The 20,304-nt window shown below is 67.0% G+C and carries 18 protein-coding genes and 2 tRNA genes; 7 read left to right on the forward strand and 13 right to left on the reverse strand.

Translation table 11 applies throughout. The features are described 5' to 3' along the window. The first annotated feature begins 145 nt into the window (after positions 1-145). From A5790_RS01660 to pknB, 4 genes are read left to right on the forward strand one after another with little or no spacing between them, the layout of a single operon-like run. Positions 146-1,558: an FtsW/RodA/SpoVE family cell cycle protein gene (locus tag A5790_RS01660; RefSeq protein ID WP_066840952.1), complete on the forward strand. Its 1,413-nt coding sequence runs from the start codon at positions 146-148 to the stop codon at positions 1,556-1,558. Further along, a complete protein-coding gene (pbpA, locus tag A5790_RS01665) occupies positions 1,555-3,030 on the forward strand; it encodes a D,D-transpeptidase PbpA (RefSeq protein WP_066840954.1) in 1,476 nt (491 codons plus the stop codon). The genes A5790_RS01660 and pbpA overlap by 4 nt, the downstream gene beginning before the upstream one ends. A gap of 46 nt (positions 3,031-3,076) precedes the next feature. Then, a complete protein-coding gene (locus A5790_RS01670) occupies positions 3,077-4,420 on the forward strand; it encodes a protein kinase (protein ID WP_066840956.1) in 1,344 nt (447 codons plus the stop codon). Then, positions 4,417-6,294: a Stk1 family PASTA domain-containing Ser/Thr kinase gene (gene pknB / locus A5790_RS01675; RefSeq protein ID WP_066840958.1), complete on the forward strand. Its 1,878-nt coding sequence runs from the start codon at positions 4,417-4,419 to the stop codon at positions 6,292-6,294. Before A5790_RS01670 ends, pknB begins: the two co-directional genes overlap by 4 nt. Here pknB and A5790_RS01680 read toward each other — a convergent pair. Beyond that, entirely contained in the window at positions 6,272-6,958 is a 687-nt protein-coding gene (locus A5790_RS01680; protein WP_066841001.1) for an aminodeoxychorismate/anthranilate synthase component II, read from the reverse strand. The genes pknB and A5790_RS01680 overlap by 23 nt on opposite strands. A gap of 77 nt (positions 6,959-7,035) precedes the next feature. Beyond that, complete coding sequence (locus tag A5790_RS01685; RefSeq protein WP_082961533.1) at positions 7,036-7,821, reverse strand: DUF881 domain-containing protein; 786 nt, start codon at positions 7,819-7,821, stop codon at positions 7,036-7,038. Between the two features lie 81 nt (positions 7,822-7,902). On the opposite strand from A5790_RS01685, the gene crgA reads away from it, so the two are divergent. Continuing rightward, positions 7,903-8,166 (forward strand): cell division protein CrgA, encoded by a 264-nt coding sequence (gene crgA / locus A5790_RS01690; RefSeq protein ID WP_064394683.1) that lies wholly within the window; start codon positions 7,903-7,905, stop codon positions 8,164-8,166. 154 nt (positions 8,167-8,320) lie between these two features. Continuing rightward, positions 8,321-8,743, forward strand: coding sequence for a PH domain-containing protein (locus A5790_RS01695; protein WP_066840962.1), 423 nt, complete (start codon positions 8,321-8,323; stop codon positions 8,741-8,743). Positions 8,744-8,752: 9 nt separating this feature from the next. On the opposite strand, the gene A5790_RS01700 is transcribed toward A5790_RS01695, so the two are convergent. Further along, positions 8,753-9,280, reverse strand: coding sequence for a peptidylprolyl isomerase (locus tag A5790_RS01700; protein WP_064346142.1), 528 nt, complete (start codon positions 9,278-9,280; stop codon positions 8,753-8,755). Between the two features lie 106 nt (positions 9,281-9,386). Between A5790_RS01700 and cwsA the strand changes: the two genes are divergently transcribed. After that, the gene (cwsA, locus tag A5790_RS01705) at positions 9,387-9,827 is read left to right on the forward strand and encodes a cell wall synthesis protein CwsA (protein WP_064424885.1); all 441 of its coding nucleotides are present in this window, start codon (positions 9,387-9,389) and stop codon (positions 9,825-9,827) included. 29 nt (positions 9,828-9,856) lie between these two features. Here the strand turns inward: cwsA and A5790_RS01710 are convergent. From A5790_RS01710 to dnaN, 10 genes are all read right to left on the reverse strand, one after another. Beyond that, positions 9,857-9,929 (reverse strand) — tRNA-Ala (locus A5790_RS01710). After that, positions 9,920-10,048, reverse strand: a complete 129-nt coding sequence (locus A5790_RS26355; RefSeq protein WP_255361468.1) for a hypothetical protein — start codon at positions 10,046-10,048, stop codon at positions 9,920-9,922. Before A5790_RS26355 ends, A5790_RS01710 begins: the two co-directional genes overlap by 10 nt. Before the next feature lie 16 nt (positions 10,049-10,064). Further along, positions 10,065-10,138 (reverse strand) — tRNA-Ile (locus tag A5790_RS01715). Between the two features lie 119 nt (positions 10,139-10,257). Further along, positions 10,258-11,157, reverse strand: a complete 900-nt coding sequence (locus A5790_RS01720; RefSeq protein ID WP_066840964.1) for a DUF3566 domain-containing protein — start codon at positions 11,155-11,157, stop codon at positions 10,258-10,260. A gap of 30 nt (positions 11,158-11,187) precedes the next feature. Continuing rightward, complete coding sequence (gene gyrA, locus A5790_RS01725) at positions 11,188-13,695, reverse strand: DNA gyrase subunit A (protein WP_066840967.1); 2,508 nt, start codon at positions 13,693-13,695, stop codon at positions 11,188-11,190. A 46-nt stretch (positions 13,696-13,741) separates the two neighbouring features. Beyond that, on the reverse strand, positions 13,742-15,778 hold the full coding sequence (gyrB, locus tag A5790_RS01730; RefSeq protein ID WP_066840971.1) for a DNA topoisomerase (ATP-hydrolyzing) subunit B: 2,037 nt from the start codon (positions 15,776-15,778) through the stop codon (positions 13,742-13,744). 233 nt (positions 15,779-16,011) lie between these two features. Continuing rightward, positions 16,012-16,566, reverse strand: coding sequence for a DUF721 family protein (locus tag A5790_RS01735; protein WP_066840973.1), 555 nt, complete (start codon positions 16,564-16,566; stop codon positions 16,012-16,014). Then, positions 16,563-17,723 carry a DNA replication/repair protein RecF gene (gene recF, locus A5790_RS01740; RefSeq protein ID WP_066840975.1) on the reverse strand — a complete coding sequence of 387 codons (1,161 nt, stop codon included), beginning with the start codon at positions 17,721-17,723 and terminating at the stop codon, positions 16,563-16,565. Before recF ends, A5790_RS01735 begins: the two co-directional genes overlap by 4 nt. An 11-nt stretch (positions 17,724-17,734) precedes the next feature. Beyond that, complete coding sequence (gene gnd, locus A5790_RS01745) at positions 17,735-18,628, reverse strand: phosphogluconate dehydrogenase (NAD(+)-dependent, decarboxylating) (protein ID WP_066840976.1); 894 nt, start codon at positions 18,626-18,628, stop codon at positions 17,735-17,737. A gap of 30 nt (positions 18,629-18,658) precedes the next feature. Continuing rightward, the gene (gene dnaN / locus A5790_RS01750) at positions 18,659-19,858 is read right to left on the reverse strand and encodes a DNA polymerase III subunit beta (protein WP_066840978.1); all 1,200 of its coding nucleotides are present in this window, start codon (positions 19,856-19,858) and stop codon (positions 18,659-18,661) included. Between the last annotated feature and the right edge of the window lie 446 nt (positions 19,859-20,304).

Genomic DNA, 20,304 nt, shown 5'->3' on the forward strand with positions numbered 1-20,304 from the left:
CACTGGCAGCTCGCCGACCACACGGCGGTCGAAATCCTCAACATCATCGACGACCACTCCCGACTAGCCATCGCCAGCCACCCCCGACCGTCACCGCGCTGCCGCCCCCGCCACCCGAGCCGGGAGTCAACTGCCGGGAAGTCTCATGACGACCCAACCGCAGTCCGCCGTTTCCGTCGCGCCTCCACTTCCCAACCGGCGCAACGCCGAACTGCTCCTGCTGGGTTTCGCCACCGTCATCACCAGCCTTGCGCTCCTGCTCGTCGAGGCGAACCAGGAACAGGGACTGCACTGGGATCTCGCGCGCTACACCGTCGCCTACATGGCGCTCTTCAGCGGTGCTCACCTTGCGATACGACGCTTCGCCCCGTACGCCGATCCCCTGTTGCTGCCGGTCGTCGCGCTGCTGAACGGCTTGGGGCTGGTGATGATCCACCGCCTCGACCTGGCCGCAGGCGAACTGTCCCAGGACGGCCTCGGCGGCACGGCGAACCAGCAGATGCTGTGGACCCTGCTCGGCGTCGTCGGGTTCTCGCTCATCGTGATCTTCCTGCGTGACCACCGCCTGCTGGCCCGCTACGGCTACGTGTGCGGGCTCAGCGGCCTCGTCCTGCTCGCCATCCCCGCCGTGCTGCCGCGCGCGTTGTCCGAACAGAACGGCGCCAAGATTTGGATCCGCTTGCCGGGCTTCTCGATTCAGCCCGCCGAGTTCTCCAAGATTCTGTTGCTGATCTTCTTCGCCGCGGTCCTGGTGTCCAAGCGCAGTGTGTTCACCAGCGCCGGAAAACATGTCCTCGGCATGGATCTGCCCCGTCCCCGTGACCTCGCGCCACTGCTGGCCGCGTGGATCGCCTCGGTCGGCGTGATGATTTTCGAGAAGGACCTCGGCACTTCGCTGCTGCTGTACGCGTCGTTTCTGGTGCTGGTCTACGCGGCGACCGACCGGCTCAGCTGGGTTGTCATCGGGCTGGCCTTGTTCGCCGCGGGAAGCGTTGTGGCTTATCACCTTTTCGACCACGTGCAGGTGCGGGTGCAGACGTGGCTCGACCCGTTCGCCGATCCCGACGGCGCGGGCTACCAGATGGTGCAGTCGTTGTTCAGCTTCGCCACCGGGGGCATCTTCGGCACCGGCCTCGGCAACGGTCAGCCCGGCACGGTTCCCGCCGCGTCGACCGACTTCATCATCGCCGCGGTCGGTGAGGAGCTCGGTCTGGTGGGGCTGGCCGCGGTGCTCATGCTCTACACCATCGTGATCATCCGCGGCCTGCGCACCGCGATCGCCGTGCGGGACAGCTTCGGAAAGCTTCTCGCCGCGGGCCTGGCCTCGACGCTCGCACTGCAGCTGTTCATCGTCGTCGGCGGTGTCACCAAACTCATTCCGCTGACCGGGCTGACCACGCCGTGGCTGTCCTACGGCGGCTCGTCGCTGCTGGCCAACTACGTCCTGCTGGCGATCCTGGTGCGCATCTCGCACGCCGCGCGGCGTCCGATCATCGCCGGACCCCAGGCACCCACCCCGATCGCGGCGGCCAGCACCGAGGTGATCGAAAAAGTATGAACACCTCGCTGCGCCGCATCGCCGTCACGGTCATGGCCTTGATCGTGCTGTTGTTGGGCAATGCCACGCTGACGCAGGTCTTGACGGCCGACGGGCTGCGCTCGGATCCGCGCAACCAGCGGGTGCTGCTCGATGAGTACTCCCGGCAGCGCGGGCAGATTTCCGCGGGCGGCCAGTTACTGGCGTATTCGGTGTCCACCAACGGCCGGTTCCGCTTCCTGCGGGTGTATCCCAATCCGCTGTCCTACGCCCCGGTCACCGGCTTCTACTCGCTGCAGTACTCGAGCAGCGGGCTGGAACGCGCCGAGGACTCCATCCTCAACGGCTCCGACGAGCGCCTGTTCGGCCGCAGGCTCGCCGACTTCTTCACCGGCCGCGACCCGCGCGGCGGCAACGTCGACACCACGATCAAGCCGCAGGTGCAGCAGGCGGCCTGGGACGCGATGGAAGAGGGCTGCGACGGTCCGTGCAAGGGTTCGGTGGTGGCCATCGAGCCGTCGACCGGCAAGATCCTGGCGATGGTGTCGTCGCCGTCCTACGACCCGAACCTGTTGGCCACCCACGACATGGCCGCCCAGACCGAGGCGTGGCAACGCCTGCGCGACGACCCCGAATCGCCGCTGCTGAATCGGGCGATCTCCGAGACCTACCCGCCGGGGTCGACCTTCAAGGTGATCACCACCGCGGCGGCGCTGCAGCGCGGCGCTACGGTGAACACACAGCTCACCGCGGAACCGCGGATCCCGTTGCCGGACAGCACCGCAACGCTGGAGAACTTCGGCGGCTCGGCCTGCGGCGGCGGGCCCACCACGTCGCTGCGGGAGGCGTTCGCCCGGTCCTGCAACACCGCGTTCGTCGAGCTGGGGATCGACACCGGCGCCGATGCGCTGCGTTCGACGGCGCGCGGGTTCGGGCTCGATGCACCGGCGCCGACGATCCCGCTGCAGGTGGTCGAGTCCGGCGTCGGGCCCATCCCCGACGCCGCCGCGCTGGGCATGTCGAGCATCGGGCAGAAGGACGTCGCGCTCACACCCCTGCAGAACGCCCAGATCGCCGCGGCCATCGCCAACAAAGGAGTGGCGATGAAGCCGTACCTGGTCGATAACCTGAAGGGACCGGACCTCACGAACATCGCCACGACGGCGCCGCAGGAGCAGCGCCGGGCGGTGTCGGAGCAGGTCGCCGATACACTGACGGACTTGATGGTCGCCGCCGAGCAGGTGACTCAGCAGAAGGGAGCCATCGCCGGCGTGCAGATCGCATCCAAGACCGGCACAGCGGAGCACGGTACCGACCCACGCAACACCCCTCCGCATGCCTGGTACATCGCCTTCGCCCCGGCCCAGGCCCCCAAGGTGGCGGTCGCGGTTCTGGTCGAGAACGGCGGTAACCGGCTGTCGGCGACCGGCGGCGCGCTGGCCGCTCCGATCGGCCGGGCCACGATCGCCGCTGCCCTGCGGGAGGGCTCATGACAGCCCGGCAGCAGGCGGTCCGTGAAGCATGTGACCGGGGGGCCGTATGACGGCTCGCGTAGGAGTGACACTGTCGGGGCGCTACCGGTTGAAGCGGTTGATCGCCACCGGCGGCATGGGACAGGTCTGGGAGGCCGTGGACTCCCGGCTGGGCCGCAGTGTCGCGGTGAAGGTGCTCAAGGCCGAGTACTCCACCGACCCCGAGTTCGTCGAACGGTTCCGCGCCGAGGCCCGCACCGTCGCCATGCTCAACCATCCCGGCATCGCCAGCGTGTACGACTACGGCGAGACCGACATGGACGGTGAGGGGCGCACCGCCTACCTGGTGATGGAGCTCGTCAACGGTGAACCGCTGAACTCGGTGCTCAAACGGACCGGCAGGCTGTCGCTGCGCCACGCGCTCGACATGCTCGAGCAGACGGGCCGGGCCCTGCAGGTCGCCCACACGGCGGGGCTGGTACACCGCGACGTGAAGCCGGGCAACATCCTGATCACGCCGACGGGCCAGGTCAAGCTCACCGACTTCGGCATCGCCAAGGCCGTCGACGCCGCTCCCGTCACGCAGACCGGCATGGTGATGGGCACCGCCCAGTACATCGCCCCCGAGCAGGCGCTGGGACACGACGCCACCGCGGCCAGCGATGTGTACGCGCTGGGAGTCGTTGGCTACGAATCGGTTTCGGGTAAGCGGCCGTTCACCGGTGACGGTGCGCTGACGGTGGCGATGAAGCACATCAAGGAGACGCCGCCGCCGCTTCCCGCCGACCTGCCGCCCAACGTGCGCGAGCTGATCGAGATCACGCTCGTCAAGAACCCCGGCATGCGGTACCGCTCCGGCGGTGCGTTCGCCGACGCGGTGGCAGCGGTGCGCTCCGGACGGCGCCCGCCGCGGCCGAACGCCGCGCCCTCGATCGGACGGGCCGCGCCCACCGCAGTGCCGTCGGCCACGCAGGCCCGCGCCGCCGCCGATATGACCGGGCGCGCCCCGGCCACCGCCGCGCGCCCGCGCCCGGCGACCGGCAGCCATCGCCCTCCCCCGCCGCGGCGGACGTTCTCCTCGGGCCAGCGCGCGCTGTTGTGGGCGGCCGGCGTGCTGGGAGCGTTGGCGATCATCATCGCGATCCTCATCGTGCTCAACGCCCAGGACCGCCAGGACCGGCAAACCCCGCCGCCGACGATCACCAACACGATCACCGAGACCACCCCCTTCGAGTCGCCGGGGGCGCTTCCGGACCGGACCGTCCGCGAAGGCGGTGGCGGTGGTGATGGACAATCAGGGGTAACCACACCGCAGGCGATGACGTCACCGGCAATGCCGCTGGTATCGCCGTCAGCCCCCGCACAGGAGCCCTACCAGCGGTATTCGGCTCCAGAACAGACATTGCAATGACGACCCCGCAACACCTGTCCGACCGCTATGAGCTCGGTGAGATCCTCGGCTTCGGCGGCATGTCCGAGGTCCACCTCGCGCGCGACATCCGGCTGCACCGCGACGTCGCGATCAAGGTGCTGCGCGCCGACCTCGCCCGCGACCCGAGCTTCTATCTGAGGTTCCGCCGCGAGGCCCAGAACGCCGCGGCGCTCAACCACCCGGCGATCGTCGCGGTCTACGACACCGGCGAGGCCGAGACGCCGGCCGGTCCGCTGCCCTACATCGTCATGGAGTACGTCGACGGCGTGACGCTGCGCGACATCGTCCACAACGACGGCCCGATGGAGGCGCGGCGGGCGATCGAGGTGATTGCCGACGCCTGCCAGGCACTGAACTTCAGCCATCAGCACGGCATCATCCACCGCGACGTCAAACCGGCCAACATCATGATCAGCAAGACCGGTGCGGTGAAGGTGATGGACTTCGGCATCGCCCGGGCACTGGCCGACGCCAACAGCGTCACCCAGACCGCGGCGGTGATCGGCACCGCGCAGTACCTGTCGCCCGAACAGGCCCGCGGCGAGAAGGTCGACGCCCGTTCCGACGTCTACTCGCTGGGCTGCGTGCTCTACGAAATCCTCACCGGGGAGCCACCTTTCATCGGTGACTCGCCGGTGGCGGTGGCCTACCAGCACGTCCGTGAGGATCCGGTACCGCCGTCGCAGCGCAATCCCGCGATCGGCCCCGAACTGGACGCGGTGGTGCTCAAGTCGTTGGCCAAAAACCCCGACAACCGGTATCAGACCGCCGCCGAGATGCGCGCCGATCTGGTCCGGGTGCACAGCGGCGAACAACCGGAAGCGCCCAAGGTGTTCACCGACGCCGAACGCAGCTCGCTGCTGTCGGCGCCGACGGGCCACGAGCGCACCGAGCCGATCGACCCGATGCCCCCGGTGCCGGCCCCCGACGACTCCGACCGCGTCCGTCGCGGCTCGGTCGCCCGGTGGCTGGCTGCGGTCGCGGTGCTGGCCATCCTGACGGTCGTGGTCACCGTCGCGATCAACATGTTCGGCGGAACCACCCGCAGCGTCGAAGTGCCCGACGTCAGCGGTCAGCCGTCGGCGGACGCGATCGCCGAGCTGCAGAACCGCGGATTCAAGACCAGGACCCAACAGCGTCCGGACTCGACGGTGCCTCCCGACCACGTGATCGGCACCGATCCCAGCGCCGACTCGTCGGTCGAAGCGGGCGAGGAGATCACCATCAACGTCTCCACCGGCCCGGAGCAGCGCGAGGTCCCCGACGTCAAAAACCTGTCCTACACCCAGGCGACGGAGCGGCTGAAAGAGGCCGGCTTCGAGAAGTTCAAATCGTCATCGTCGCCGTCGACACCCGAGCTGAAGGACAAGGTGCTCGGCACCAATCCCCCGGCCAACCAGACGTCCGCGATCACCAACGAGATCACGATCATCGTCGGTTCCGGTCCGCAGAGCCGTCCCGTACCGAGCGTCGAGAATCAGCCGGAGGCGCCGGCGCGTCAGATCCTGACCGCCGCCGGGTTCACCAATGTGGTGTCTGTCCAAATCGACAGCCCCGAACCGTGCGGACAGGTCATCGGCACCCTGCCTACGGCCGGCCAGGACACGGCGGTCGACGCGCCCATCCAGCTGCAGCTGTCGGCGTGCAACCAGTTCCTGATGCCCGACCTGCGGGGCATGTTCTGGACGGACGCGGAGCCGCGGCTACGCGCGCTGGGCTGGACGGGCTTCCTGGACAAGGGCGCCGACGTGCAGAACAGCGGTCAGCGCACCAACGCGGTGGTGACTCAGAACCCGGCGCCGGGTAGCGGCGTCAACTTCGGGGACACGATCACGCTGAGCTTCGCGTCGTAGTCGCTTCCCGGCCGGCGGCGATAGCGCTGGAGACTTCGTCTTCGAGCTGCCGAACCAGGGACTCGGTGGGCGCGGCGCCGCAGTAGCTCAGCCAGTTCGCCAGCATCCGGTGACCACCCTCGGTCAGGATCGACTCGGGATGGAATTGCACGCCGTGGATCGGCAGCCCGACATGGCGCACAGCCATGATGACGCCGCCTTCAGTGCGCGCGATGACCTCGAGTTCGTCGGGCACCGTATCGGGCAGGATCGTCAGTGAGTGGTACCTGGTGGCGGTGAACGGATTCGGAAGCCCTTGCATCACACCGGAATTCGTGTGGTGGACGACGCTGGTCTTACCGTGCAGCAGTTCGGGTGCGCGGTCCACGGTGCCGCCGAACGCGACCCCGATCGCCTGGTGCCCGAGGCAGACGCCCAGCAGCGGGGTACCGGCCGTGGCGCACGCCTTGACGAGCGGGATCGAGGCGCCCGCCCGCTCGGGCGTGCCGGGGCCGGGGGACAGCAGCACTCCGTCGAAATCAGCGGCGGCCTTGGCGATATCGGCATCGGTGGCCAGTCGGTCGTCGTCGTTGCGCCACACCTGAGCCTGCACCCCGAGCTGACCGAGATACTGCACCAGGTTGAACACGAAGCTGTCGTAGTTGTCGACGACCAAGACCTGCATCAGCACAGGTTACTGGTTGCGCGTTCGGCCTACCGGATCGCGCCGGGTGCGACGTGCCACACCGGCGCAGGCCCCGATCAATATCCGATCGGTCCCGCGGGCTTGGCGAATTGCATCCGCAGCGGCTCCTTGTGGCCGACCAGTTCGACCGACGCCCGCGGATCTTCCGAATAACCCAGGCCGAACCGCACCACGTACTGGCGGTAGAGCGTGACAAGGGGAGCAGCCGCCAACGCCGCCTGCATCGCGGGCGCGTCGCCGATCGCGGTGATGACGTACGGCGGACTGTACGTGCGCCCGTTGAGCAGCAGGGTGTTGCCGACGCACCTGGGCGCCGACGTGCCGATGATGCGCTGGTCCTGCATCTGAATGCCCTCGGCCCCCGCGCTCCACAACGCGTTCAGCACGGCGTCGATGTCCTGCTGGTGCACCACGAGGTCGTCGGGGGTGGCGTCGCGGGGGAAGCGGCCCTCGGCGTCGCGTTGCGCGTCGTTGAGCGTGACGACCAGGCCTGGGCCGAGTAGCGGTTCCAGGCCCGCCTCGGCGGCCAGCCGCGCCGAGCGTGCGGTGATCGCGGTCAGGGCCGCATCCGCGCCCGGGCTGCCCCCGTGGTGACTGTCGACGGTCGACACCAGCGCATCGCGTTCTGCGCTGAGCCGGTCCACGGACTGCTGGGTCTCGCGGACCAGGTCGACCAGACGCGGGGCGTCGCTGCGCCGGATCTCGTCGCCGCCGGAGACACCGTGGGTGGCGGCGAGCAGCAGACCGGCGAGCACACAAACCACCGGCACCCCATACCGCCACGTCGTCGACCGCCGACCGACCGCCTGAGGCGTCGGCTTCCGACGATGCGACCGCTGCAACTGGCTTCCTTGACTCTGGTGTGCCGGGCCTGCGTTAGGCTCGTAGGTACATCGTCGCACTCAGTTGTCCCGAAGGTACCCATGCCCAAGTCCAAGGTCCGCAAGAAGAACGACTTCGCCGCCAACCCGGTGAGCCGTACGCCCGTCAAGGTCAAAGCCGGGCCGTCGAGCACCTGGTTCGTCGTGCTATTCGTCAGCCTGATGCTGATCGGCTTGGTCTGGCTGCTGGTCTTCCAGCTGGCGTCCTCGGCCATCCCGTTCCTTGCCGAGCTCGGCCCGTGGAACTACGCGATCGCCTTTGCCTTCATGATTACCGGGTTGTTGCTCACCATGCGGTGGCGCTGAGATCCTTCCCCCAGAAATGAATTCAACCTCGTCGCCTGGCGTTACCCTGCCAGCAACCGTTCGGTAATCGGATCACACGGATGTGATTCATCCCCATTGGGGATAGCACTTGGGGATAACCGCATATGTCCCGGTGGAAGGGTGTGGAGAACGCGTGCAGCAAACTCAGTGGAGCCCACCCGTCGGTGGCATCGCCGCATGCGCCGTAGGCGGAATTATCTTGGCTAGCCTCGCTGTGAGCCTGATCACAGACCCGCCGGGGCGTCTTCTTGGGGGCGTTGCCGGGGTGGGTTTGCTCGTGTTTGCAATCTTCTCGTGGCGGGCACGACCCAAGCTGGCAATCGAAAATGACGCCCTAGTCAGCCGCGGGTGGTTCGGCACCAGAGTTTTGCCACGCACCGAGATCAAAGTGATCCGGATCACCGAGTTCCGCCGGTTGGCCCGCAAAGTCCGGCTTCTTGAGATCGACACCAACAGCGGCGACCTGATCGTGTTCACCCGTTGGGATCTGGGCACCGACCCGCTCCACGTGCTCGACGCACTGACCCAGGCCGGCTACGCCGGCCCCGGTACCTGAGCGCTCAGATCAGGCGATCGTGATCGAATCGACGACCACCGGATCGGTCGGACGGTCGCTGCGGTCGGTCGCGGTGGTCGCGATGGCGTCGACGACCTTCTGCGATTCCGGGTCGACGACCTCGCCGAAGATCGTGTGCTTGCGATTGAGGTGCGGGGTCTTGGTGACCGTGATGAAGAACTGCGAGCCGTTGGTGCCGGGTCCTGCGTTGGCCATGGCCAGCAGGTAGGGCCGGTCGAACTGCAACTCGGGGTGGAACTCGTCTTCGAACTTGTAGCCCGGCCCGCCGCGACCCGTACCGGTGGGGTCGCCGCCCTGGATCATGAAGCCGTCGATGATGCGGTGGAAGACCACGCCGTCGTAGAAGGGTCCGGACGTGCCGCCCGATGCGTTCTCACCGCTGTAGTCCTTGGTTCCCTGCGCAAGGCCGACGAAGTTGGCCACGGTCTTGGGCGCGTGGTTACCGAAGAGTGCGATCTTGATGTCGCCGCGGTTGGTGTGCAGTGTCGCGGTCGCTGTCTGAATGGGGCTCGTCACGGGATGTCAGTGTGCCACGCCGCCTTCGGCGCCCTTCCGGCACCGTTGGGTTCGGGTAAATGGCAGGCTGTTGTGGTCGCACCCCGGCCGCGAGAAAGGCACGCCCATGAGCACCAGGACCGAGATCCGGTTGACCCCCGGCCAGCGGTTGAGCCGCGGCCTGAAGTACACGGCGGTCGGGCCGGTCGATGTCACGCGCGGGGCTCTGGGTCTCGGGGTCAACGGTGCACAGTCGTCGGCGGCGTGGGTGGGGGACCGGTATCGCCGGGGCCGCATCAAAGCTCAGCTGAGCGAGGACCTGGCCGCCGCGCAACAGGCGATCGCGCAGGAGCTCGTCGCAGCACAGGAAGCCGTTTCCCAGGTTTTGCAGGGGACGGCTCCCACGCGTGCGGCCAAGACCCGACAGCGCAGACGCCGGCTGGTGTTGGCGGCGGCCGGTGTCGTCGCGGTGGCCGGGGGAGCGGTGGCGTTCTCCATCGTGCGCCGGTCGACGCAGCCCGAGCCCTCGCCGCTGCCGCCGAGTGTGGAAGTGACGCCGAAACCCTGAGCAATCTCAGGGTCGGCCGGGAATCGAAGTGGAGCCTAGGAGAATCGAACTCCTGACATCTACCTTGCAAAGGTAGCGCTCTACCAACTGAGCTAAGGCCCCTGGTCTGCAGGCGGCGCATCGGGCGCCGCGTGCCACACCTCGATGCCGTGGCGCGAGCGCCAGACCGCGACGTAGACTGCCGCGACGATCGCCGTGGCGATCAGCAGCACCCGCCTCATGGTGTGAACCTTTCCGTGGGGCTAGGAGGACTCGAACCTCCGACCTCTTCGTTATCAGCGAAGCGCTCTAACCGCCTGAGCTATAGCCCCGTACCGGCTCCGATGGCCGAGCGACGAGATTACCGCAATCGTGGGCTCGCGCCCAAACCGCGGTGTACGCCTCAGTTTTGTCGGCGAGCCGACAATCAGTCCCGTCGGCGAGCCGACAATCAATCCCGGTCGGCGAGCGTGACTTCCACGCCGCCGACCAAGTCCGTGGTCAGGTTGTAGATGAACGCGCCGATGGTCGCCATCGCGGTCAGCAGGACGATGTTGACCAGCCCGATCAGCGTGGCACCGCCGAAGATGGTTCCGCTGGACACCAGCTCACCGCCGGAACCACCGCCCGCGCTGGTGAGCAGGTCGCCGACGTTGGTGTTCAACTTGCTCCACACGCCCATCCCGCCGAGCACGAGGTACAGGAACGCGACGGCGATCATCCACACGAAGAACAGCGCGACCGACAGCACCGCCGACACCTTCAGCGTGCTCCACGGGTCGATCCGGCGGATCTGCATGCTGGCCCGCACCGGACCTTTGTGCCGCGCGCCGACCTGGACGCGGGCGGCGGACGGGGGCCGGCTTCCCGGTTCCGGGTGCGGGCGGTCGGCGGGCTTGCGCTGCTGCGCCGGGCGCGGCATCGGCCCGGACAGGTCCGGTAGCTCGCTGGCGTACGCCTCAGGCCGTGGTGACTCGGGCCGCTCGCTGCGCGCCGGCACCTCTTCGGTCGGCGTCGAACCGCCCACCATGTAGCGGTTCGGTCGGCCACCGACATTCGGGGAGTTGTTCGGATTGCCGCGCTGGTCCTCGGCCGTCCGCTCGGGTGGAAGCCCGTCGTCGCCCTGGCTACCCTCGCGCGGGCCCGGCCCAGGAGCCCGCCTCGGTGGCTCCGGAGGCCGCTGACCCGGCTGCGCGGTCCGCGCCGCGGGGCCGCGCTGCCATGGCGGCACCTCGGCGCGGTCGGGAACCTCGGACCGCGTGCCGAGGGCGTCCTGGTTGGTCGCGGAGCCGTTGGCGCCGCCTGGACTGTCGCCCCCGCGGGGGCGTCCCGGCTCGTTCGGTGAACTCACCTACGGCTCCTCACTGGTCCCGTCCCCGGATCAGGCACCGGGGTCGGTGTTGACCTCGTCGGTGCTGTCGCCTTCCTCCGCGTTGCGCGCGATGGCTATCAGTGTCGTGCCCTCACCCAGGTTCATCAACCGAACGCCCTTGGTTTGCCGCCCGGCCTTGCGAACCTGGCGAGCCGCCGTCCGGATGACGCCCCCACCGGAGGTGATGGCGTACAACTCTGTGTCGTCATCGACGATCAACGCACCTACAAGATTGCCACGGCGCTTGTCGAATTGGATCGTCAGTACCCCTTTACCGCCGCGGCCCTGCACCGGGTACTCCTCGATCGCGGTGCGCTTGGCGTATCCGCCGGAGGTCGCGACCAGCAGATACGTATCCGGCCGCACCACGTTCAGCGACAGCAGCTCGTCGTCGGTGTTGAACCGCATGCCCTGCACACCGGAGGTCGCCCGACCCATCGGCCGCAGCGCCTCGTCGGTTGCCGAGAACCGGATGGATTGACCCTTGGCCGACACCAGCAGCAGGTCGTCGTCGGCCGAGCACAACACTGCACCCACGAGTTCGTCGCCGTCGCGCAGGTTGATCGCGACGATTCCGCCGGAGCGGTTGGAGTCGAAGTCGACCAGCCGTGACTTCTTCACCAGACCGTTGCGGGTGGCCAACACCAGGTACGGCGCATCCTCGTAGGTCTTGAGCTGGATGACCTGCGCGATCCGCTCTTCGGGCTGGAACGCCAGCAGGTTCGCCACATGCTGGCCCCGCGCGGTGCGCGACGCCTCGGGCAGTTCGTATGCCTTGGCGCGATAGACCCGGCCCTGAGTGGTGAAGAACAGGATCCAGTCGTGCGTCGAGCAGACGAAGAAGTGGTTGACGATGTCGTCCTGCTTGAGTCCGGCGCCCTGCACGCCCTTGCCGCCGCGCTTCTGGCTGCGGTACAGGTCGGTCTTGGTGCGCTTGGCGTAGCCGGTCTCGGTGATCGTGACGACGACGTCCTCGCGGGCGATCAGATCCTCGTCGGCGACCTCACCGTCGGCGGCCACGATCCGGGTGCGCCGGTCGTCGCCGTACTTGTCGACGATCTCTTTGAGCTCGTCGCGCACGATCGCGCGCTGCCGCTCGGGCTTGGCCAGGATGTCCTCGAGGTCGGCGATCTCGGCCTCGATCTTGGCCAGATCGTCGACGATGCGCTGCCGTTCCAGAGCGGCCAAGCGACGCAGCTGCATGTCCAGGATCGCCTGGGCCTGAATGTCGTCGATGTCGAGCAGCTCGATCAGGCCTTGGCGCGCCACGTCGACGGTCTCCGACGCCCGGATCAACGCGATCACCTCGTCGAGCGCGTCGAGCGCCTTGACCAGGCCGCGCAGGATGTGGGCCCGCTCGTTGGCCTTGCGCAACCGATATCGGGTGCGCCGCACGATCACGTCGAGTTGGTGATTGACGTAATGGCGGATCAGCTGGTCGAGGCGCAACGTCCGCGGCACGCCGTCGACGATGGACAGCATGTTGGCCCCGAAGCTGGTCTGCAGCTGGGTGTGCTTGTAGAGGTTGTTGAGCACCACCTTGGCGACCGCATCGCGCTTGATCTCGATGACGATGCGCAGCCCGACGCGGTCGCTGGACTGGTCTTCGATGTTGGAAATCCCGCCGAGCTTGCCGTCACGGACCTGTTCGGCGACCGAGGTGATGAAGTTGTCGTGGTTGACCTGATACGGCAGCTCGGTGATGACGATGCCGGTGCGGCCGCGGCTGTCCTCCTCGATCTCCACGACACCGCGCATGCGCACCGATCCGCGGCCGGTGGTGTACATGTCGCTGATGCCCTGCGACCCCACGATCAGACCCGAAGTGGGGAAGTCCGGACCTTTGACGCGTTCGGTGACGGCGGCCAGCGTGGCCTCCTCGTCGGCGTCGAAGTTCTCCAGACACCAGTACACCGCGTCGGCCAGCTCACGCAGGTTGTGCGGCGGAATGTTGGTGGCCATACCGACGGCGATACCGCCCGAACCGTTGGCCAACAGGTTGGGGAACCGGCTCGGCAGAACCGTGGGCTCCTGCACCCGCCCGTCGTAGTTCGGGATGAAATCGACTGTCTCCTCGTCGATTTCGCGCAGCATCTCCATGGCCAGGGGAGTGAGCCGCGCCTCGGTGTACCTCATGGCGGCCGGCGGGTCGTTGCCCGGCGAGCCAAAGTTGCCCTGCCCGTCGACCAGCGGGTAACGCAGTGACCATGGCTGGGCCATCCGGACCAGGGTGTCGTAAATCGACGCGTCACCGTGCGGGTGATAGTTACCCATCGTTTCGGCAACGGAGCGTGCGGATTTCGCGTGGCTGCGGTCCGGACGGAAGCCGGAGTCGAACATCGCATACAGCACTCGCCGGTGCACGGGCTTGAGGCCATCGCGCACCTCGGGCAGCGCGCGCCCGACGATCACGCTCATCGCGTAGTCGATGTAGCTGCGCTGCATCTCCTGCTGGATGTCGACCGGTTCGATGCGGTCGCCTGCTTCGTCGCCGGGCGGCAACGTCGTGTCAGTCATCAGTCAGCCTTAGTATCGGGTTGAATTTGCGACGGTGTCCTTGCCGCTAAACATCCAGGAAGCGAACGTCTTTGGCATTTCGGGTGATGAAGCTGCGGCGAGCCTCGACGTCCTCGCCCATCAGGATCGAGAACAGCTCGTCGGCGGCCGCCGCGTCGTCGAGCGTCACCTGCCGCAGCACCCGCACCGACGGGTCCATCGTCGTCTCCCACAGCTCCTTGGCGTCCATCTCGCCCAGACCCTTGTAGCGCTGGATGCCGTCGTCGGGGTTGATCTTCTTGCCCGCCTTGCGACCCGCCTCGAGCAACCCATCGCGCTCGCGGTCGGAGTAGGCGAATTCCGGCTCGCTGCGCTGCCACTTGAGCTTGTACAGCGGCGGCTGCGCCAGGAACACGTGGCCGTTCTCGATGAGCGGCTTCATGAATCGGAACAACAGCGTCAGCAGCAGCGTCGAGATGTGCTGGCCGTCGACATCGGCGTCGGCCATCAACACAATCTTGTGATAGCGCAGTTTCGAGATGTCGAACTCGTCGTGGATGCCGGTACCCAACGCGGTGATGATCGCCTGGACTTCGGTGTTTTTGAGCACCCGGTCGATACGGGCCTTCTCGACGTTGATGATCTTGCCGCGCAGCGGCAGGATCGCCTGAAACATCGAGTCACGGCCGCTCTTGGCCGAGCCGCCTGCCGAATCACCCTCCACCACATACAGTTCAGACTTGCGCGGGTCGGTGGAGCGGCAGTCGGCGAGCTTGCCGGGCAGCCCGCCGATGTCGGTGGCGCTCTTGCGGCGCACCAACTCCCGCGCCTTACGCGCAGCGATCCGGGCCTGCGCCGACGAAACCGCCTTGTTGACAACGGTCTTGGCCTCGGCGGGGTTGGCGTCGAACCAGTGCGTCAACTCCTCGTTGCAGATCTTCTGCACGAATGACTTGACCTCGGTGTTGCCGAGTTTCGTCTTGGTCTGGCCTTCGAACTGCGGTTCGGCGACCTTCACCGAGATCACCGCGGCCAGCCCCTCTCGGATGTCGTCACCGGTGAGGTTCGGGTCCTTGTCCTTGAGGAGCTTCTTGTCCTTGGCGTACTTGTTGACCACCGACGTCAGTGCGGCCCGGAAGCCTTCCTCGTGGGTACCGCCCTCGTGGGTGTTGATGGTGTTGGCGAAGGTGTGCACCGACTCGGAATAGCCCGCGTTCCACTGCATCGCGATCTCGACCTCGTGGCCGGGACCCTTGCCGTCGAAGTCGATGATGCTCTGCTGGATCGCCGTCTTCGTTCGGTTGATGTGCTTGACGAAGTCCACCAGACCGCCGGGGTAGTGGAAGACACGGTGCTTGACCTTGTGCGGCTTCGAGTTCTCGGCGGCCTTCTCGTCGGCGGTCTTGGGCGCCTCGGCGGTGTCGCTGACCACCTCGTCGACGACCTCTTCGGCGGTCACCCGCTCGTCGGTCAGCTCGATGGTCAGGCCCTTGTTGAGGAACGCCTGCTCCTGCAGCCGGCGAGCGACTGTCTCGAAGTCGTATTCGGTGGTCTCGAAGATGTCCGGGTCGGCCCAGAACCGCACCGTCGTGCCGGTCTCCTTGGTCTTGCCGCCCTGCTTGAGCTCACCGGGCACCGAGCGGTCGTAGTACTGGAACCACTCGTAGCCGTCCCGCAGGATCGTCACCTCGACCCGCCTGGACAGCGCGTTGACCACCGAGACACCGACACCGTGCAGACCGCCAGAAACCGCATAGCCGCTGTTCTCGCCGCCGAACTTGCCTCCTGCGTGCAGTTGGGTCATGACCACGTCGACGGTCGGGATACCCGCCTGCTTGTGCTTCTCGACCGGGATGCCGCGCCCGTCATCGGTCACGCTGACGCTGCCGTCGGCGAGGATCTTCACGTCCACCCGGGTGGCGTAGCCGGCCATCGCCTCGTCGATCGCGTTGTCGACGACCTCCCAGATCAGGTGATGCAGACCACGCTCGCCGGTGGACCCGATGTACATGCCCGGACGTTTGCGGACGGCTTCGAGACCCTCGAGAATGGTGATTGCATCGGCGCCGTACTCCTTCGGAGCACTCTTCTTCTGGGCAGCCACGTTGGACGGGTCTCCTTGGTCTCTTGCCGGGGAAGGCTGGCGAGGCGGTCGACCACCGCCTGCGGATCTGCTTCCATCCTACCGGCAGAGCTTGACAGCACCGACTCTGAGGCGGCGTTTCTGCACACCTATTTGGGCCGCCTGTGGAATTTCTCGATCTCGGGTGCCTGAAGACGCTTGAGAACTAGGATTGCGGCGTTCTCGCGCCATTCAGGCAACGGCGGTTCCCGCCACTATCCATATGTGTCGCGTGGTCCTCTGCCGGCGATGTGATAGCGGCCCTTGCGCCACGACGGCGCGACCGGGCCGACGATTTTGAGCGATTTGACGACGCCGTCGCCCACCGCGTCCGCGATCTTGGCCAGCACCTGCGCCTGCACCATCCGCAACTGCGTCGCCCACGCGGTGGACTCCGCGGAGATGGTCAGCACACCCTCCTTGAGTGAGGTGGGCGTCGCGTGCGCGGCGATGCCCTCACCGACCACGCCGGGCCAGCGGCCGAACACCGCACCCTCGGCGACGCGGCCGGACCATCCGCGGTTGCGGGCCAGGTCACTGGCCGCAGGTCCGAAGGGCTGGGGATCGCGTGAGTCCGGGCCAGGGCCCGACCACCGCCGACGACTGTTACCGGCGATCCTTCGAGGTGCCGCACCGCGCCCGCGCCCGACTTCCTTACCTTGGCTGCGCGCCGCACCGCGCGCCTCCTCGAGCGTGCGCCGGACCAGATCCATACCGCGCAGGTTGGCCAGGTGCTCGGGCGGCTTGACTTCATCGTCGGGCGACGTCACGGCTCCACCACCGAGATTCGTCCGGAATCCTCGTCGCGCATCGTCACTCCAATCCTGCGCGCATCCCAGTCGGCCGGGACGTCCTCTGAGACCGCCGCGGTGACCAAGACCTGCTCGGCCGAGGCCGCGACGGCGGCCAGTGCCTGCCTGCGCGCCTTGTCCAGTTCGGCGAACACATCGTCGAGCAACAACACCGGATCGCTCCCTTCGGCGCGTAGCAGTTCGTAGGCGGCCAGCCGCAGCGACAACGCCATCGACCATGATTCCCCATGGCTGGCAAAGCCTTTGGCGACCTGATCGCCCAACCGCAGTTCGAGGTCGTCGCGGTGCGGGCCCACCAGACACACGCCGCGTTCCAGTTCGGCATCCCGCCGGCGTGCCAACGCATCGAGCAGCGCGGCCTCGAACATCTCCGCGTCAGCCGTGCCCACCGCCGCCTCTGCCTCCACCATGTCCACACTGCTGCGGTAACGAATCGCCGCAGGCCGCGACGAGGGCGCCAGCAGTTGATATGCCTTCTCCACCTCCGGTGCCAGTTGGTTGACCAGATCCACCCGTGCTGCGATGAGCTTCGCGCCCTTCTCGGCGAGGTGGCCGTCCCACACATCGAGGGTGTCGAAAACGCCTCGGTCACCGCGGAATCGAGCGCCGGATGCCGTCTTCAGCAGCGCGGTCCGCTGGCGCAGCACCTTGTCGTAGTCCGCGCGGATCGCGGCGACCTGCGGGCGCCGGGTGGTGGCGAGTTCGTCCAGATAGCGGCGCCGCTCACCGGGGTCGCCACGCACCAGCGCCAGGTCCTCCGGCGCGAACAGCACAGCCCTCAGCACGCCGAGAATCTCGCGGGCGGAGCGAACGGGGGAGCGGTTGATACGTGCCTTATTGGCACGCCCGGCCGTGATCTCCAGGTCCACCGACAGTTCCCGGCCTTCGTTGACGACGATGGTCGACACCACCGCGCGTTCGGCACCGGTCCGGATCAGAGGAGCGTCGGTGGCGACTCGGTGTGATCCAAGCGTCGACGAATACCACAGCGCCTCAACGATATTCGTCTTACCGAAGCCGTTCGGACCGACGAACACAGTGCGGCCTGGTTCGAGATCCAGTTCGAGGCGCGGCCACGATCGAAAGTCGGTCAACGCCAGGCGGCGGACGTACACGACGCGGCCGCCTACCCCGACTCGCTGACCCGCTTGACCGCGTGCCCACCGAACTGGTTGCGCAGAGCAGAGACCGCCTTCATCGCTGGCGAGTCCTCCTGCCGCGAGGCGAACCGTGCGAACAGCGACGCCGCGATCACCGGCATCGGCACCCGATGGCTGATGGCTTCCTCGACGGTCCACCGGCCCTCACCGGAATCCTCGGTGTAGCCGCTGATCTCACCGAATTCCGGGTCTTCCTTCAGCGCCTTGGCAAGCAGCTGCTGCAGCCAGGACCGTACGACGGTTCCGTTGCTCCACGCCTGGATGACGGCTTGGGTGTCGGTGATCAGTTCTTCGGCCGCCAACAGCTCATAGCCCTCGGCGTAGGCCATCATCAAGCCGTACTCGATGCCGTTGTGCACCATTTTCGCGTAGTGGCCCGCACCGACCGGTCCGGCGTGCACGAACCCGTCTTCGCGCGGCCCCGGCGGTCGCAGCGTGTCGAAGATCGGCATCGCGCGTTCGACGTCGGCATCGCTGCCGCCGACCATCAGCCCGTATCCTTCCGTCAGACCCCACACGCCGCCGGAAACACCGGCGTCGATGAAGGTGATTCCCTTGTCGCCCAACAGTTTCGCGTGCGGGCCGTCCTCGGTGTAGCGCGAATTGCCACCGTCGATGACCAAATCACCTTCGCCGAGCTCTTCGGCGAGGGCGGCGATGGTGTCGTGGGTGATCGGTCCCGAGGGCACCATGACCCACACCACCCGCGGGGCGACGAGGGCCTCGGCCAGCGCCGCGAGCGTGGGCACGTCGGTCACTTCCGGTCTCGGGTCATAACCGACGACCTCATGGCCTCCTTCGCGCAGACGCTCGCGCATGTTGAAGCCCATTTTGCCGAGACCGACCAGGCCGAGTTGCATGTGTGCGCCCCTTCCGTGGCGTCGGGCCGGTCAGCCAGGTAGCCGCACCGGCATCAGCAGGTAGACGTAATCGGTCTGCTGGGCGGGGAACGGTCCCGTCGCGCCGACATCTGCGTCGTCGTCATTGGCCGGACGCAACACCGCGGGACGGCTGGGCGTCGTGAAACCGAAGGTGACCCGCTCGGAATGCAACGAGCTCAGGCCGTCCGTCAGATACGTGGGGTTGAACGCGATGGTCAGTGGATCACCTGCGAAGCTGACCGGAAGATCCTCCTCCGCGCGGCCCACGTCGTCGGCGCCCGCCGACAGGTGCAGCGAGTCCTCGGAGAATTCCATCCGCACCTGGGCGCCGCGGTCAGCCACCAGCGCCACACGCTTGATGGCCTCGGTGAGTTCACCGACCCCGATTGTGGCCATCGCGGTGTGCTCGGTGGGCAGAAGCTGCCGGAATTTCGGGAACTCCGCATCGAGCAGACGAGTGGTGCTGCGCTTGCCCCCGCTGCTGATACCGAGGAGGCCTTCCTTGCCGACCGCCGATCCGGCACCCAGCGACAGGTGCACGTCGCCACCATCGGAGCCGGCTTTGGCCGCTTCCGAAAGTGTCTTGGCGGGCACCAGCACAGCGGCTTCCAGGTCAGGCCCGGCCGTGGACCACGTCAACTCGCGAACCGCGAGCCGGAACCGGTCGGTGGCGGCCAAAACGACCTTCTCCCCGGCGATTTCGACGCGGATACCGGTCAACATCGGCAACGTGTCATCGCGGCCGGCCGCGACGGCGACCTGGCCGATCGCTTCGGAGAAAAGTTCGGCGGACACGACGCCGGTCTCGTCGGGCAGTGCGGGCAACGTGGGGTAATCCTCGACGGCCATCGTCGGTAGCGAGAAGCGCGAACTACCGCACGTCAGCGACACCCGCGTGCCGTCGACGCTGACGTCGATCGGTTTGGCGGGCAACGCCCGGGTGATGTCGGACAACAGCCGACCGGAAACCAAAACGCTGCCTGGTGAAGCGATCTCGGCGGGCACCCGCACCTCGGCGGAAACCTCGTAGTCGAATCCGGAGATCATCAACCCGTCCTCGGAGCCGGTCAGCAGGACGCCGGCGAGCACTGGGACCGTGGGCCTGGTGGGCAGATTGCGGGCCACCCATGCCACGGCTTCGGCGAAGTCTTCACGTACCAGACGGAACTTCAGATCGGTGACACCAACTGTTGTCGTCGCCACGTCCATAGGGTCCCTTCGATCACAATCACGACAAGCCTCAAACAGCGGTTTCCCGGTGTCTCACCACGCGTCTCAACGATGCGTCCCCGACGACGGTAACGGCTGTGCTGAATCACCGTAGAGCTTTCCGCCCCAACTTGAAAGCTAATCGATCGGGGTGACATCGAGGCCCTCCGGCCGATGGGACCGTCGGTGTTTCCGTGCTTCCCCAAGAGCCTTCTTCGAAGGTGATTCTTCAGAGATATACAAGCAACAGTATTAGGGCCTGTGGAGGCTGGGGATGAATACATGTCGGCGCTGCTTACAGGGGTGGGCGGCTGTGAGGTAACTGTGGATGACCCCGGCGCCGGATGGGACGAACTGTGGAGATGCTGGAGGGTGTGTAGCAATCGGCTGGCAGTTCGGCGGTTGATCCCAGGTTCTCCACACCGGTGTGCACAACGCTTCCCTGT

The organism is Mycobacterium sp. 852002-51152_SCH6134967 (assembly GCF_001667105.1).
Taxonomy (GTDB): Bacteria; Actinomycetota; Actinomycetes; order Mycobacteriales; family Mycobacteriaceae; genus Mycobacterium; species Mycobacterium neumannii_A.

Bases quoted from the DNA above. Each gene is read 5' to 3' on its own strand.
- A5790_RS01680 (WP_066841001.1), bottom strand. From the start codon at position 6,958: ATGCAGGTCTTGGTCGTCGACAACTACGACAGCTTCGTGTTCAACCTG.
- pbpA (WP_066840954.1), top strand. From the start codon at position 1,555: ATGAACACCTCGCTGCGCCGCATCGCCGTCACGGTCATGGCCTTGATC.
- A5790_RS01660 (WP_066840952.1), top strand. From the start codon at position 146: ATGACGACCCAACCGCAGTCCGCCGTTTCCGTCGCGCCTCCACTTCCC.
- crgA (WP_064394683.1), top strand. From the start codon at position 7,903: ATGCCCAAGTCCAAGGTCCGCAAGAAGAACGACTTCGCCGCCAACCCG.
- dnaN (WP_066840978.1), bottom strand. From the start codon at position 19,858: ATGGACGTGGCGACGACAACAGTTGGTGTCACCGATCTGAAGTTCCGT.
- A5790_RS26355 (WP_255361468.1), bottom strand. From the start codon at position 10,048: ATGAGGCGGGTGCTGCTGATCGCCACGGCGATCGTCGCGGCAGTCTAC.
- gnd (WP_066840976.1), bottom strand. From the start codon at position 18,628: ATGCAACTCGGCCTGGTCGGTCTCGGCAAAATGGGCTTCAACATGCGC.
- gyrA (WP_066840967.1), bottom strand. From the start codon at position 13,695: ATGACTGACACGACGTTGCCGCCCGGCGACGAAGCAGGCGACCGCATC.
- cwsA (WP_064424885.1), top strand. From the start codon at position 9,387: ATGAGCACCAGGACCGAGATCCGGTTGACCCCCGGCCAGCGGTTGAGC.
- A5790_RS01670 (WP_066840956.1), top strand. From the start codon at position 3,077: ATGACGGCTCGCGTAGGAGTGACACTGTCGGGGCGCTACCGGTTGAAG.
- pknB (WP_066840958.1), top strand. From the start codon at position 4,417: ATGACGACCCCGCAACACCTGTCCGACCGCTATGAGCTCGGTGAGATC.